This window comes from Streptomyces sp. NPDC059092 (genome assembly GCF_042756365.1).
In the GTDB taxonomy this organism is placed as follows: domain Bacteria; phylum Actinomycetota; class Actinomycetes; order Streptomycetales; family Streptomycetaceae; genus Streptomyces.
Window position 1 is genome coordinate 1 of sequence record NZ_JBHZEJ010000048.1, and the last position, 13,936, is coordinate 13,936.

12 protein-coding genes are annotated in these 13,936 nt (G+C 70.9%); all 12 read right to left on the reverse strand.

Annotated elements, in window-relative coordinates:
- Nucleotides 1-68: 68 nt before the first annotated feature.
- The gene (locus ACFXPL_RS24775; protein WP_384923515.1) at nt 69-815 is read right to left on the reverse strand and encodes an SDR family NAD(P)-dependent oxidoreductase; all 747 of its coding nucleotides are present in this window, start codon (nt 813-815) and stop codon (nt 69-71) included.
- A gap of 178 nt (nt 816-993) precedes the next feature.
- Nucleotides 994-2,259, reverse strand: coding sequence for a cytochrome P450 (locus ACFXPL_RS24780; RefSeq protein ID WP_384923518.1), 1,266 nt, complete (start codon nt 2,257-2,259; stop codon nt 994-996).
- Nucleotides 2,256-2,870, reverse strand: a complete 615-nt coding sequence (locus tag ACFXPL_RS24785) for an ATP/GTP-binding protein (protein WP_384923521.1) — start codon at nt 2,868-2,870, stop codon at nt 2,256-2,258. Before ACFXPL_RS24785 ends, ACFXPL_RS24780 begins: the two co-directional genes overlap by 4 nt.
- Complete coding sequence (locus tag ACFXPL_RS24790; RefSeq protein ID WP_384923524.1) at nt 2,851-3,204, reverse strand: DUF742 domain-containing protein; 354 nt, start codon at nt 3,202-3,204, stop codon at nt 2,851-2,853. Before ACFXPL_RS24790 ends, ACFXPL_RS24785 begins: the two co-directional genes overlap by 20 nt.
- Nucleotides 3,201-3,620 (reverse strand): roadblock/LC7 domain-containing protein, encoded by a 420-nt coding sequence (locus tag ACFXPL_RS24795; protein WP_384923526.1) that lies wholly within the window; start codon nt 3,618-3,620, stop codon nt 3,201-3,203. Before ACFXPL_RS24795 ends, ACFXPL_RS24790 begins: the two co-directional genes overlap by 4 nt.
- A gap of 434 nt (nt 3,621-4,054) precedes the next feature.
- Nucleotides 4,055-7,900 carry a multifunctional oxoglutarate decarboxylase/oxoglutarate dehydrogenase thiamine pyrophosphate-binding subunit/dihydrolipoyllysine-residue succinyltransferase subunit gene (locus tag ACFXPL_RS24800; protein ID WP_384923529.1) on the reverse strand — a complete coding sequence of 1,282 codons (3,846 nt, stop codon included), beginning with the start codon at nt 7,898-7,900 and terminating at the stop codon, nt 4,055-4,057.
- A gap of 292 nt (nt 7,901-8,192) precedes the next feature.
- Nucleotides 8,193-9,368, reverse strand: a complete 1,176-nt coding sequence (locus ACFXPL_RS24805; protein ID WP_384923532.1) for an ATP-binding protein — start codon at nt 9,366-9,368, stop codon at nt 8,193-8,195.
- On the reverse strand, nt 9,365-10,102 hold the full coding sequence (locus tag ACFXPL_RS24810) for a response regulator transcription factor (RefSeq protein ID WP_225016347.1): 738 nt from the start codon (nt 10,100-10,102) through the stop codon (nt 9,365-9,367). Before ACFXPL_RS24810 ends, ACFXPL_RS24805 begins: the two co-directional genes overlap by 4 nt.
- A 106-nt stretch (nt 10,103-10,208) precedes the next feature.
- Nucleotides 10,209-10,913 (reverse strand): spermidine synthase, encoded by a 705-nt coding sequence (locus ACFXPL_RS24815; RefSeq protein WP_384923536.1) that lies wholly within the window; start codon nt 10,911-10,913, stop codon nt 10,209-10,211.
- 111 nt (nt 10,914-11,024) lie between these two features.
- The gene (locus ACFXPL_RS24820) at nt 11,025-11,612 is read right to left on the reverse strand and encodes a hypothetical protein (protein WP_384923672.1); all 588 of its coding nucleotides are present in this window, start codon (nt 11,610-11,612) and stop codon (nt 11,025-11,027) included.
- Nucleotides 11,613-11,689: 77 nt separating this feature from the next.
- Nucleotides 11,690-13,120, reverse strand: coding sequence for a hypothetical protein (locus tag ACFXPL_RS24825; RefSeq protein ID WP_384923539.1), 1,431 nt, complete (start codon nt 13,118-13,120; stop codon nt 11,690-11,692).
- Nucleotides 13,117-13,929 carry an ABC transporter ATP-binding protein gene (locus ACFXPL_RS24830; protein ID WP_384923542.1) on the reverse strand — a complete coding sequence of 271 codons (813 nt, stop codon included), beginning with the start codon at nt 13,927-13,929 and terminating at the stop codon, nt 13,117-13,119. Before ACFXPL_RS24830 ends, ACFXPL_RS24825 begins: the two co-directional genes overlap by 4 nt.
- Between the last annotated feature and the right edge of the window lie 7 nt (nt 13,930-13,936).

The window sequence follows — 13,936 nt, forward strand, 5'->3', positions numbered from 1 at the left end:
CGACGGCCCCGCTTCGAGGTCGCCGGCTTCGAGGCGGCGCGGTCCTCATCGGCGTGGCGGCAGGGGCCTTACTGAGCGGTCAGGCCGCCGTCGATGATGTGCTCGGTGCCGCTGATGTAGGAGGAGTCGTCGGAGGCGAGGAAGAGGACCAGGCTGGACACCTCGTCCGCCTCGGACATGCGGCGCAGCGGAACCGTTTCGGCGATTCCGCCGCCGTTCTCGTCGGTTGCCGCCGCCATCATGGGGGTCTTGATGTAGCCGGGGTGGACCGAGTTGACGCGGATGTTGTCGGGGCCGTACTGCACGGCGACGTGCTTGGTCATGCCCCGGGAGGCGAACTTGCTGCCGACGTACGCGAGGTTCGGCGCGCCGACGATCGAGACGATGCCCGCTATGGAGGAGACGTTGACGATCGAGCCTCCTCCGGCCCGCTGCATGGAGGGGATGACGGTCTTCATGCCGTAGTACTGCGAGTGCTGGTTGACGGCGCAGACGTGGAGGTACTCCTCCTCGCCGAGTTCGACGGTCGGGGTCACCGGGCCGAGGATGCCCGCGTTGTTGACCAGGACGGTGACCGTGCCGAAGGCTTCCTCGGTCTCCTGGAGCACGCGGCGCCAGTCGGCCGAGGACGTGACGTCGTGCCGCAGGAAGATCGCGTTCTCGCCGAGCTCCGCGGCGATTTCCTTCCCGCGTTCTTCGTTGAGGTCGGTGAGCGCGACCTTGGCGCCTTCGGAGACGAACCGGTGGGCGTGTGACTCGCCCATGCCCTGGGCGGCCCCGGTGATGATGGCGACCTTGCCGTCTAGCTTGCCCATCTTCTGCGCCTTCCGTACTTACTGCCCGTGATGAACGCCTGATGGGCGTCCCGCCGGAGCGGCCCCGCCCGGGGGCCTGCCGGACCTCAGACAATAGTGGGCCTGAGTACCGAAATCCATGGCCTGAATTCTCCGCCGCGCGTACCGGCCCTGGCCCCCCCACGGTCCGGGTACGGCTCTACTGGGCGACGGGGGTGAACTCCACGGGCAGCGCGAGCAACCCTCGCGACCAGGTCGAGGTGCGCCAGGTCAGTTCCTCGGGCTCTCCGGACAGCATCATGTCGGGCAGGCGTTCCAGCAGCGTCTCGATGGCGGTGCGGGCGATGACATCGGCGAGGAGCGGAGCCGGGTAGGGGCAGCCGTGTTCGCCGTTGCCGAAGGACAGGTGCGCGGAGTTCTCGGCACCGACGTACCCCTCGGGCCAGATGCTCAGGTCCGTGTTGGCCGCGGCGAGGCCGAGGACCAGGCAGTCGCCCGCCTTGATGTGCTGGCCGCCGAGTTGGGTGTCGCGTACCGCCCAGCGGCCGATGAAGTTCTGCAGGGGGGTGTCCAGCCACAGCACCTCGTTGAGGGCCTGCCCGACGCTGAGCCGTCCGCCGGCCACGTTCAGCGCGAACCGGTCGTCGGTCAGCAGAAGACGCAGGCCGTTGGATATCCAGTTGGATGTCTGCTGCTGCACGGCGGAGAGGATGGCGATCAGGTCCGCGCGGACCTCCTCGTCCGTGAGCCCCGCCGGATGCGCGAGCATGCGGGAGGTGAGATTGGAGCCGGGGCTGTTCCGCTGATCCTCGATGAGCTGATTCACGCGTTCGCCCAGCCGCGCGTAGGCGGTGACCTGGTCCTCGTCGGGGGCGGTGTCCAGGGTGATCCGCAGGTCCCGTACGAGCTCGTCGGCTTCCGTGCTGGTGGACGGCAGACCGCAGAGATGAAGCGCGGTCCGCAGCGGCAGCGCGTGGGCGTACATGGTGACGAGCTCCGCGTGGCTGCTGCCCGCGAAGGTGTCGATGAGCCCTTCGGCGATGTGCTGGCAGGTCCTGGCGAGTTCGAACTGGTCGACGGCCTCCAGCGCGTCGGTGATGACGCCGGCGCGGCGCTGGTGCTCTTCCCCCTCGGTGAACATGACGGAGGGCTGATAGCCGACGAACGGCATCAGCGGCCAGTCGTCGGGGATGTGCGGCCACTGGTTCCAGCGTCGGGAGTCACGGGCGAACAGCTCGTGCTCGTTGGTGACGTAGGAGACCTCGCTGTAGCCGAGTACCAGCCACGCGGGGATGTCCCCGTCCAGCAGGACGGGGGCGATCGCGCCGTGGTCCTTGCGCAGGGAGCGGTAGAGCTGCGCCGGGGTCTGCCGGTACTCCAGCCCGGCCAGTCGCACCGCGCCGGAGTGCGCCGGGCAGCCCGGCGGCGGGGCCTGGCCCGGGGGGAGTCCTGCGGGGTCGGTCACGGTGTCGTCTCCCGGGCGATGGCGAGTGCGTAGAGGTGGTCCACGAGGGTGATCAGGACGTTCTTGCCGGACGAACGCAGCCGTGCGTCGCAGTCGATCAGCGGCACGTGCTCCGGCAGTGCGAGCGCCTGCCGGATCTCCTCCAGCGGAAACTCGGACGGGTCGTCGTGGAACCGGTTGACGGCGACGACGAACGGGGTCCTGTGGTGTTCGAGCCGGTCGATGGCGTACCAGGAATCGCTCATCCGCCGGGTGTCGACCAGGACGACCGCGCCGAGTGTGCCGGAGAAGAGGCGGTCCCACAGGAACCAGAACCGTTCCTGGCCGGGCGCGCCGAACAGGTAGAGCACCATGCGCTCGTTGAGGCTGATGCGGCCGAAGTCGAAGGCGACGGTGGTGGTTGTCTTGTTCGGCAGTCCGTCGGTCTGGTCGACCCCGACCCCCGCCTCGGTCATGACTTCTTCGGTGTTGAGTGGCCGGATCTCGCTGACGGATCTGACGAGGGTGGTCTTTCCGACGCCGAAGCCGCCCACGACGACGATCTTCAGCCCGGTCTCGGCAGCGTCGGCCAGGGGGGTCCGGGCCGGCAGCTCAGAGGTTGCGGAGTCCATGGAGCACCTCCTTCAGGAAGGCGGAGTCGGGCAGGTCGTCGGAGCGGGCCGCGGTGGGGTGCCGAGCGGTGATGCGACTCGTGGCGAGGAGGTCGCCGAGAAGAATCCGTACGACCATGACGGGCAGTTTCAGCTCGGCGGATATCTCGACGACGGCGGTGGGGTGACCGCAGAGGTCGAGGATGCGGACGTGTTCCGACTGCATGCCGGGTGTCGGCCGGCACTCGGCGACGATCAGGGTGACCAGGTCGAAGGTGTCGCTGTCGGCCTGGCTGCGGCCACCGGTGACGGTGTACAGCCGGTCAGGATCCCCGACGTCGGGCCGACGGCTCATGAGGGGGAGCTGTTCCGGCCGGGAGAGCGCGGTTCGGCCCGCAGGTGCTCACCGATCTGCTCGACCATTTCCGTCATCTGATGGCCTACCGCGCCGGGGTCGGCTCCGTCCCCGGCGATGACGGCGAGGTGTGCCCCGTCGCCGGCGGCGACGATGAAGAGGAGCCCCCCGTGGAATTCGGTCATGGAGTGGCGTACGCCGCCGCTGCCGTCGCCGAACTCGACCGAGGCGCCTTGGGCCAGGGCTTGGATGCCGGAGCAGATGGCGGAGAGCTGGTCGGCCTGGTCAAGGGTGAGGTGACGGCTCCAGCAGAGTTTGAGTCCGTCGCGGGAGAGTACGAGGGCGTGCCGGGTCGCGGGGGTGCGTTCCAGCAGGTTTTCGAGGAGCCAGGTCAGGCTGTTGTCTGTGGTCTGCATGGTGTGCGTGGGGCGGGATGGACCTGAAAGCAGGTCATCTGCCCGTGCCTCCATTCTCGCGTTCCGAAGGGGGGACAGGCTGATCGGCCTGGTTTCCGCTGCTGCGAAGAGCCTGAGACATCGACAGGTAAGGGCCCCTCATACCGCCTGCAGCGTGCACGCGAACCCACATGAGTCGCGTCCGGCCCAGGGCATCACGTCCCACTCCCGGGTGGGATTTTTGTCTGGAAGTAATCTGAGGATCATAGCAATCACGGTGCAACATACAGGTGTTGCTCGGCTTCCTCTTTCTCCGCCGGGCTCCCGCACCACGGCGCCACCGGACAACGCGCCACGGCACCATGGCGCCACGGCGTCACCGGACAACGCCGGAGGGCCCGGTCCCGCGTCGCCGCGGGGCCGGGCCCTCCGTTCCGTTCCGAGCCGTACCGGGGTCAGGCGTCGAAGACCTCGTTGACGAGCTGCGCCTGCTCCGCCTGGTGGCGCTTGGCCGAGCCGACCGCAGGGGACGAGGAGTGCGGGCGCGAGATGCGCCGCAGCCGCTCGCCGTGCGGGATGTCGGCGCCGACCGCCAGGTCCAGGTGGTCGATCAGGTTGAGCGCGATGAACGGCCAGGCACCCTGGTTCGCCGGCTCCTCCTGCGCCCACAGGTACTTCGCGGCGTTCGGGAACTTGGCGATCTCGGCCTGGAGTTCCGCGCCCGGCAGCGGGTACAGCCGCTCCAGACGCAGGATCGCGGTGTCCGTGACGCCGCGCTTCTTCCGCTCGGCGTCCAGGTCGTAGTAGACCTTGCCGGTGCAGAAGACGACCTTGCGGACCGCGTCCGGGTCCACGCTGCCGTCGCCGATCACCGGGCGGAAGCCGCCGGTGGTGAACTCCTCCGCCGTGGACGCCGCCGCCTTCAGACGCAGCATCGACTTCGGGGTGAAGACGACGAGCGGCTTGTGGTGCGGGTTGTGGACCTGCCAGCGCAGCAGGTGGAAGTAGTTCGACGGCAGCGTCGGCATGGCGATCGTCATGTTGTTCTGCGCGCACATCTGGAGCAGGCGCTCGGGGCGGGCGGACGAGTGGTCCGGGCCCTGGCCCTCGTAGCCGTGCGGCAGCAGCAGCGTGACGCCGGAGGTCTGGCCCCACTTCTGCTCGGCCGACGAGATGAACTCGTCCACGATGGTCTGCGCGCCGTTGACGAAGTCACCGAACTGCGCCTCCCACATGACCAGCGCGTCCGGCCTGGCCAGCGAGTAGCCGTACTCGAAGCCCATCGCCGCGTACTCGCTGAGCAGTGAGTCGTAGACGTTGTAGCGGGCCTGCTCGGCGGTCAGGTACTGGAGCGGGGTGTAGTCCTCGCCCGTGCCCTGGTCGACGAGGACCGCGTGGCGCTGGCCGAACGTGCCGCGGCGGGTGTCCTGGCCCGAGAGGCGGACCGGCGTGCCCTCCATCAGCAGCGAGCCGATGGCCAGGGTCTCGCCCATGCCCCAGTCGATCGTGCCGTCCTCCACCGAGGCCGCGCGGCGCTGCATCTGCGGCATCAGGCGCGGGTGGACGGTGACGGTGTCCGGGATGTTGACCTGCGACTCGGCGATCCGCTTGACGACCTCCTGGGAGACCGCGGTCTCCACGGTCACCGGGAACTGGGCCTGCGCGTCCGGGACCTGGACGGGACCGGCGTGCGAGGTGGCCTCGCGGACCTCCGCGAAGACCTTCTCCAACTGGCCCTGGAAGTCCTGGAGCGCCTGCTCCGCCTCTTCCAGCGTGATGTCGCCGCGGCCGATCAGCGACTCGGTGTAGAGCTTGCGCACCGAGCGCTTCTTGTCGATCAGGCGGACCATCTGCGGGTTGGTGAACTGCGGGTTGTCGCCCTCGTTGTGGCCGCGGCGGCGGTAGCAGATCAGGTCGATGACGACGTCCTTGTTGAACGTCTGGCGGAACTCGAAGGCGAGCCGTCCGACGCGGACGACGGCCTCCGGGTCGTCACCGTTCACGTGGATGATCGGCGCCTCGATCATGCGGGCCACGTCCGTCGCGTACATGGACGAGCGCGAGGACTCCGGGGCGGCGGTGAAGCCGACCTGGTTGTTGATCACGACGTGGACCGTGCCGCCGGTGCGGTAACCGCGCAGCTGCGACATGTTGAGCGTCTCGGCGACGACGCCCTGGCCCGCGAAGGCCGCGTCGCCGTGGAGCGCGAGCGGCAGGACCGTGAAGTCCGTACCGGCCTTGTTGATGATGTCCTGCTTGGCGCGGGCGATGCCCTCCAGGATCGGGTCGACCGCCTCCAGGTGCGAGGGGTTCGCGGCCAGCGAGACCTTGATCTGCTCGCCGTCCAGACCGGTGAAGGTGCCCTCGGCGCCCAGGTGGTACTTGACGTCGCCGGAGCCGTGCATCGACTTCGGGTCGAGGTTGCCCTCGAACTCGCGGAAGATCTGCGCGTACGACTTGCCGACGATGTTCGCGAGGACGTTGAGCCGGCCGCGGTGGGCCATGCCGATGACGACCTCGTCGAGGCGGGACTCGGCGGCCGAGTCGATGATCGCGTCGAGCAGCGGGATGACGGACTCGCCGCCCTCCAGCGAGAACCGCTTCTGGCCGACGTACTTCGTCTGGAGGAACGTCTCGAACGCCTCGGCCGCGTTGAGCCGCCGCAGGATCCGCAGCTGCTCCTCCCGCTCCGGCTTGGAGTGCGCGCCGCGCTCGATCCGGTCCTGGAGCCACTTGCGCTGCTTCGGGTCCTGGATGTGCATGAACTCGATGCCGGTGGTGCGGCAGTACGAGTCGCGCAGCACGCCGAGGATGTCGCGGAGCTTCATCATGGACTTGCCCGCGAAGCCGCCGACGGCGAATTCGCGCTCCAGGTCCCACAGCGTCAGCCCGTGCTCGGTGATGTCGAGGTCGGGGTGCTTGCGCTGGAGGTAGTCCAGCGGGTCCGTGTCGGCCATGACATGGCCGCGGACGCGGTAGGAGTGGATCAGCTCGAAGACCCGGGCGGGCTTCGTGACGTCCTCGTCGTGCGAGGCGTCGATGTCCTTGAGCCAGCGGACCGGCTCGTACGGGATGCGCAGCGCCTGGAAGATCTCGTCGTAGAAGTCGTTCTCGCCGAGCAGGAGCTGGCTGACGACCCGCAGGAACTCGCCGGAGGCGGCGCCCTGGATGACGCGGTGGTCGTACGTCGACGTCAGGGTCATGACCTTGGAGATGCCCAGCTTGTTCAGGGTGTCCTGCGACGTGCCCTGGAACTCGGCCGGGTAGTCCATCGAACCGACGCCCATGATGACCGACTGACCAGGCATCAGACGCGGTACGGAGTGCACCGTACCGAGGCCGCCCGGGTTGGTCAGCGAGACGGTGACGCCGGTGAAGTCGTCCATCGTCAGCTTGTTGTTGCGGGCGCGCCGGACGATGTCCTCGTACGCCTGCCAGAACTCGAAGAAGTTGAGCGTCTCGGCCTTCTTGATGCCGGCGACGACGAGCTGGCGGTCGCCGTTGGGCTTCACCAGGTCGATGGCGAGACCGAAGTTGATGTGCTCCGGCTTGACCATCGTCGGCTTGCCGTCGCGCTCGGCGAAGGAGTGGTTCATCGACGGCATGGCCTTGATCGCCTGCACCATCGCGTACCCGATGAGGTGCGTGAAGGAGATCTTGCCGCCACGCGCGCGCTTCAGGTGGTTGTTGATGACGATGCGGTTGTCGAAGAGCAGCTTCACCGGGACGGCGCGCACGGAGGTGGCCGTGGGCACCTCCAGCGAGGCGTTCATGTTCTTCGCGACGGCGGCCGACGGGCCGCGCAGCGTCACGTACTCGGGGCCCGCGGGCGCCTCGGTGGCGGGCGCCGCCTTCGCGGGCGCCGCCTTCGCCGGTGCGGCGGCGGGCTTCGCGGGGGCCGGGGCCGCCTGCGCGGGAGCGGGCGGTACGGCGGCGGCCTGGGCCTGCGCGGCGGGCTTCGCCGGAGCCTGGGCCTGGACCGGCGCGGCCGGCGCGGCCGGAGCCGCGGGCGCCGCCTTCGCCGGAGCCGCCGCGCCGGCCGGAGCGGCCGGCTGCGGGGCCGGTACCGGGGCCCCGCCCGTGGTGGCCTCTTCGGACCTGCCCGACGCACCGGGCGTGCCCGGCTTGTAGTCGGCGAAGAAGTCCCACCAGGCACGGTCGACCGAGTTCGGATCCTGGAGGTACTGCTGGTAGATCTCGTCGACAAGCCACTCATTGGCTCCGAAGGCGGCCGCAGGGTTGGTGCCCTGGCCCGCTCCGTCGGTCGAGATGCTCGCGTTACTGGGGGACTGAGACGACACGGCGTGAACCGCCCTCTTCCGCTTCACAAGGTGATGGACAGCGGGAATCAAGGCTACGCCTACCAGGCCCTGAGGTGCAGGCCGGGCCTGCCATCGTCGTGCAAGTCACATCCGACGACGGGTTTCGACGTATGAATTGGCGGGAAACAAGCCAGGTTCCGCAGTGCCAGGGGCATGTGACCGAACACACCACTTATCGGCCACTCCCCAGCCACGGCCGGTCCACGGCCCTGTTGCCCGCCCGTCCCCGACTCCGTGCCCGGAGATCATGCGCTTTCCCTCGAACCCTACGTCAAACGTGTGCCCGGGGTACCCCCGGCAGAGTGACCCTGATCAGGCAGCCGCGATCCGATTCGGCCACTCCGATCCGCCCGCCGTGCAGATCCACCGCCCAGCGCGCGATCGCGAGACCGAGCCCCGTACCGCCGTCGCTGCCGGGCCCGTGCGGGGAGGGGACCGTGCCCCGGTTGAAGCGCTCGAAGACCTTGTGGCGCTCCTGCTCGGGGATGCCGGGCCCCTCGTCCTGGACCTCCAGGTCCAGTGACTCGGGCGCCGGGCCGCGCCGGGCCCGTACCGTCACCCGGCCGTGCGGCGGGCTGTGCTTGACCGCGTTGTCGACGAGGTTGGCGACCACCTGGTGCAGCCGCTCCGCGTCCGCGTGCGCGGTCAGCTCCGGCGGCGAGACGTCGAGATGCAGATGGACGTCCGTACGGGCGTGGTTCCCGGACCCGGAAGCGGCGACACTGCCGCGGTGCGCGGACGCCAGATTGCACTCCTTGAGCACGCCCGACAGATACGGCCACACCTCGAAGCGCCGCGCGCGCAGCGGTACGACACCGTTGTCGAGCCGTGAGAGGTCGAGCAGCGTCTCCGTCAGCCGGCCAAGACGCTCGGTCTGCCGCAGCGCCGTCAGCATCGTCTCGGGATCGGCGGCGGACACCCCGTCCACCACGTTCTCCAGCACCGCGCGCAGGGCCGCGATGGGCGTGCGCAGCTCGTGCGAGACGTTGGCGATCAGCTCCTTGCGGTGCCGGTCCTCGGCCTCCAGGTCGTCGGCCATCCGGTTGATCGTGGAGGCGAGATCGCCCAGCTCGTCCCGGCGGTCGGCGCGCACCCGGCGCGTGTAGTCGCCGTGCGAGATGCCCTTGGCGACGGTGTTCATCTCGTCCAGCGGCGCGGTCAGCCCGTGCGCCACGAACTGGGTGATCAGCAGCGTCGCGATCATCGAGAAGACCGTGATGAAGCGCAGCTCGGTCTCCGTGCGTGACGCCACGATCAGCAGACCGGTGGTGATCAGGACGGAGACGACGACCAGGGTGACCAGTTTGGACTTGATCGAGAAGAGCGGCAGCGACCGGTCGGCCGCACCGGACAGCCGCCGACGCTCTCGTGGCCCCCCGGAGCCCTCACGTCCGCGGGGGCCGTGCCCGTCACCGCGCCGGCCCCCCGTGTCCCCCGGCCGGGTCATGGCGCCGGGGTCTCCAGGGCGTAGCCGACACCGTGGACGGTACGGATCCGCTCGGCGCCGATCTTCCGGCGCAGCGCCTTGATGTGGCTGTCGACCGTACGGGTGCCCGAGGCGTCCGCCCAGTCCCACACCTCGGCGAGCAGCTGCTCCCGGGAGAGGACGGCGCGCGGCGTGTTCGCCAGGCAGACCAGCAGGTCGAACTCGGTGGGCGTCAGATGTACGTCGTCGCCGCGCACCCGTACCCGGCGCTGCGCGTGGTCGACCTCCAGCTCGCCCAGGCGCAGGATGCCGCTGCGAGGCGTCACCGCGGCGAGCGCCGCGCGCTCCACCCGGCGCAGCAGCACATGCACCCGCGCCGCCAGCTCCCGCATGGAGAACGGCTTGGTCATGTAGTCGTCCGCGCCGACCCCGAGGCCGACCAGCATGTCGGTCTCGTCGTCCCGCGCCGTCAGCATCAGCACCGGCACCGGGCGCTGCGCCTGCACGCGACGGCAGACCTCCAGCCCGTCGAAGCCGGGCAGCATGATGTCGAGGACCATCAGGTCCGGCTGCCACGCCTCGGCCGCGTCCACCGCGGCGGGCCCGTCCACCGCCGTCTGCACGAGGAAGCCCTCCGCCCGCAGCCGCGCGGCGATGGCGTCGACGATCGTCGCGTCGTCCTCGACGACGAGGACCCTGCGCTGGGCGCCGGGGGTCGCCGCGACCCCGTTGTGGCTGGTGTGTGTCTGCTCCATCGCCCCGCCCCTGGTACGCGTTCCGCGATCCTTGATCCGCGATCTGTGCATGAAGTATGCACATTCGTGTGTGGGGAGCAGCGTAGAGGCAGCGGGAGGGTTCCGGCTACGCAGTGCGAACAGCGAGATGGACCACGTCGGGTACTCCCCGGGCAACTTGGATCTCTTCCTCCCTTACCCCGGTGAATCCGGCATTCCGTAACGCTTCGCCGAATCGCGGGGAGGGGTTCGCCGACCATACGGCGAGGACACCGCCGGTTTTCAACCGGCCGTGGCACGCGGCGAGTCCGGCCGGGGAGTAGAGGTTCTCGTTGTCCTCGGTGACGGTCCATTCGGGTCCGTTGTCGATGTCGAGGCAGAGCGCGTCGTAACGCTCCGTGGTCGTTTGTACGTACTTCACAAGATCGGTGTGATGGATCACAACGCGCGCATCGGCGAGCGCTCCGCCCGAAATGCGCGTAAGGGGGCCGGCCCGGTGCCAGTCGATGACGGCCTGCTCGCGCTCGACGACGGCGATGGCCCCCCAGCGCGGATCGGCGGCGGCGTGCGCGAGCGAGAAGCCGACGCCGAGACCGCCGATGAGCACGGAGGGGCGCGCGTCTCCGGAACCCTCCGGGGCGGGTGTGGCGAGAGCGGCGAGAGCGGCGTCGACGAGCAGCCGCTCCGAGCGGCCGTCCGACGTGTCCATCAGGAAGCAGCCGTTGGCGATGATCTCCAGCTCCTCACCCCGCCGCCGCAGGACGACCTCACCATGAGGCCCCTCGCGACGGTCGAGCGTGACGGGGCCGGAATCCGGGACGGGTGCGGACATGGGGCCTCTTCCTCGACTGACGGACGGTGGGGACATCCTGGTCGGGAGGGGTGGACCACCACAATCCGGTTTCCGCGGGGGTGAGGCAGGCCGGCGCGGGAGAGCCGAGGGTCAGCGGCCCTCCCGCCGCGCGCCGCGCCACACGTACACCCCGGCGCCGCACCCGTACGCCACGACCGCGGCCAGCCAGGCCCCCGCCTGCGGCCCCGGCTGGACCGGCCAGGCCCACAGCGCGGCGGCGCCGCCCGGCACGCGGGGCGCCGCGAGGTACACCCCGCTCGTGTACGCCGTCATCGGCAGCCAGCTCCGCCGCGCCCCCAGCAGCGCGGCGGCGCCCGCCGTGACCCCGGTGGCGCCGAGCAGGTTCCGTACGGCCGCGGGACCCCCGAACGCCTCCGGGTGTCCGGGCACCCCGGCCGCGAGCAGCGCCGAGGCGAGCGCCGTCAGACCGAGGAGCGCGGCCAGCCGCCGGGGCCACCAGGGGCGTACGGCCGTACGGTCCAGCTCGTCGCTGTGCGTGTACATGCCCGTCCCGATCGCCGCCGCGGCGAGCAACGGGGCGAGCACGACCACCGGAACCCGGGCGGTATGGTCGAAGCGCGGCTGCGCCTGGAGCCACCACGCGGCCCACGCGCCGACCAGCGCCACACCGGCGAGCGCGCCGAGAGTGGCGGGCAGGGCGCGCGACCGGGCGTACAGCGCGAGCGGCGCGAGACGCCAGGGCCGGCGGACGCGGGAGCGGGCGGGCCGGCGCGCGGCGACGGGCGGGAAGAGAATCACGGGACGGGCACCTCGTCGGGCCGGCAGAGATCGGCGGCCAGATAGCGCGCGAGATAGGCACGGCTCTCGGCCGGGCCCATGCCGTGGAGCCGCCGGAGATGGACCTCGTCCCCGGGCAGCGGGGCAGGGACGGCGTACGGGCGCGGCGCGAGCCACTGGTTGACGGCGTCGTTGACGGCGGCGGCCCGCCGGGCGGCCGGAGTGTCGACACCGCTGCCCGGACAGTTCCGCGAGAAGAGATACGAGACGGCCCAGTTGGCGTACAGCACCGGATCGGAGACCCTCCCGCGCTCGGCGAGCCCGAAGGGGCTGGGGAGCTGCGCCTCCCGGGGCCCGAGCAGGACGGGCTCTCCCACCCTGCGGACGATCGCACCCGGCGCGGCCTCAAGCTGTTCCCGGCCGGGGCTCGGCGTGCGGGGCCCGTCGATCCACCGGTCCGGTGCGCCGGGGACGCCGCGCAGCCTGGCGTTGACGCCGGAGAGCGCGGCCGACACCGACGGCAGCAGCTTACGGTCGACGGCGGTGACGCAGACCTGCGGCGTGCCGTCGTCGCAGACCAGCCGGGCCGTCGCCGGGTCCGGGCGCCACAGCCCGTCGCCGGTGTGCGTCAGCACCACGGCGGCGGCGCAGGCGACGGTGAGCGGCAGCAGCGCGACGACACGGCGCCGGGCGGCGAGCCCGAGCAGCGCGACCCCGGCGAGCCCGGCCGTCCACACCATCGACGCGGGCCCGAACCACCACACCGGCCGGTCCCAGAAGTACGTGTGCTGGTAGGCGGGGCTGAGCCAGCGGGCCGGGGACTCCGAGTACGCGGGGATGCCGAGCCCCACATAGGTGACGGCGGCGAGCAGCGGGGCCGTCAGCCGCCAGTGGATCAGCCGGCCGGCGACGAAACCGAGCACCCCGAGCGCCGCCAGGGCCATGGCATCGGCGGCGGTGTGCGAAAGGAACGGCCGCCCTTCGCCGGCGTACGGCCAGGTCGCCAGCGTGCACCCCGCGGCGGCCACGAGATACCCGGCGGGCGGCCACAGCGCGGCGGGCGCCACGGCGAGCAGCGCCCGGCGCAGCGGGGTGCGGGCGAGCGAGGCGAGCAGATCCCCGGTGGAACGCCGCCGCTCCCGCCCGCCCTGCCAGCAGCCGGCGGCGACGGCGAGCGGCCCGCAGAGCAGCAGCGCCACACTGCGCAGCATGTCCGTGGTCTCGGTCCAGCGGCCCTGCCATTGGGGCGTCTTGCTGTACATCGCCACCCAGCAGACGACGACCACGACACCCCCGCACCAGGGCCCGACGCCGCGGCGCAGCTCGGTCCACAGGACGCCGCCGGTGCGGCGACGTGGGGCCGGGGGAGGGGCGGGGGCATCGGATCCGGCGGAGCCGGCCGCCGTACGAGGCGCGTCCACGGTCGAGGGGGAGCCGGCCGTGCTCATACGGCACCTTCCGGGACGGCGGGCGCGGCCGTCGCGGTGCCCGCGCGATGGGACCGCAGCGCCGCCGTGTACCCGCGTTCGATCGGGTTGTCACCGGACCCGGCCGTGTCCTCCCCGGCGCCTTCGCCCAGCGCCGTCAGATCCGCGGTCGTCCCACGGAACGCCACCCGGCCCGCCTCCAGGAGCGTCACCTCCGTACAGGCCGCGGCGACATCCTCCACGAGATGCGTCGAGACGATCACCGTGGCATCGGTGCCCACGTCCCGGAGCAGCGCCCGGAACGCGACCCGCTGTTCCGGGTCGAGACCGGCCGTCGGCTCGTCGAGCAGCAGCAGGTCCGGTTCGTTGACGATCGCCTGCGCGATGCCGACCCGCCGCACCATGCCGCCCGACAACGTCTTCACCTGCGCGTCGATCCGGTCCGCGAGCCCCACCCGCTCGACCGCGCGCTCCACGGCCTCCGGCACGCGTGCCGCGTCCATCTCCTTGAGCCACGCCACGTACGCGACGAACTCGCGCACCGTGAACCCCGGGTAGTAGCCGAACTCCTGCGGCAGATAGCCGAGCCGCCGCCGTACCGCAGCGCGGCCCCGGTGCTCGGCGACATCATGGCCCAGCAGTTCCACCCGGCCCCCGACCGGCGAGGCGACCGTCGCCAGCACCCGGATCAGGGAGGTCTTGCCCGCCCCGTTCGGGCCGAGCAGGCCGTGCACGCCGCCGCCGAAGCCGAGATCGACGGCGTCCAGCGCGACCTTCTTGCGGTGCCTGACCGTCAACCCGTGTACCGCCACCGCCGTCGGTGCCGTCATGGCACAC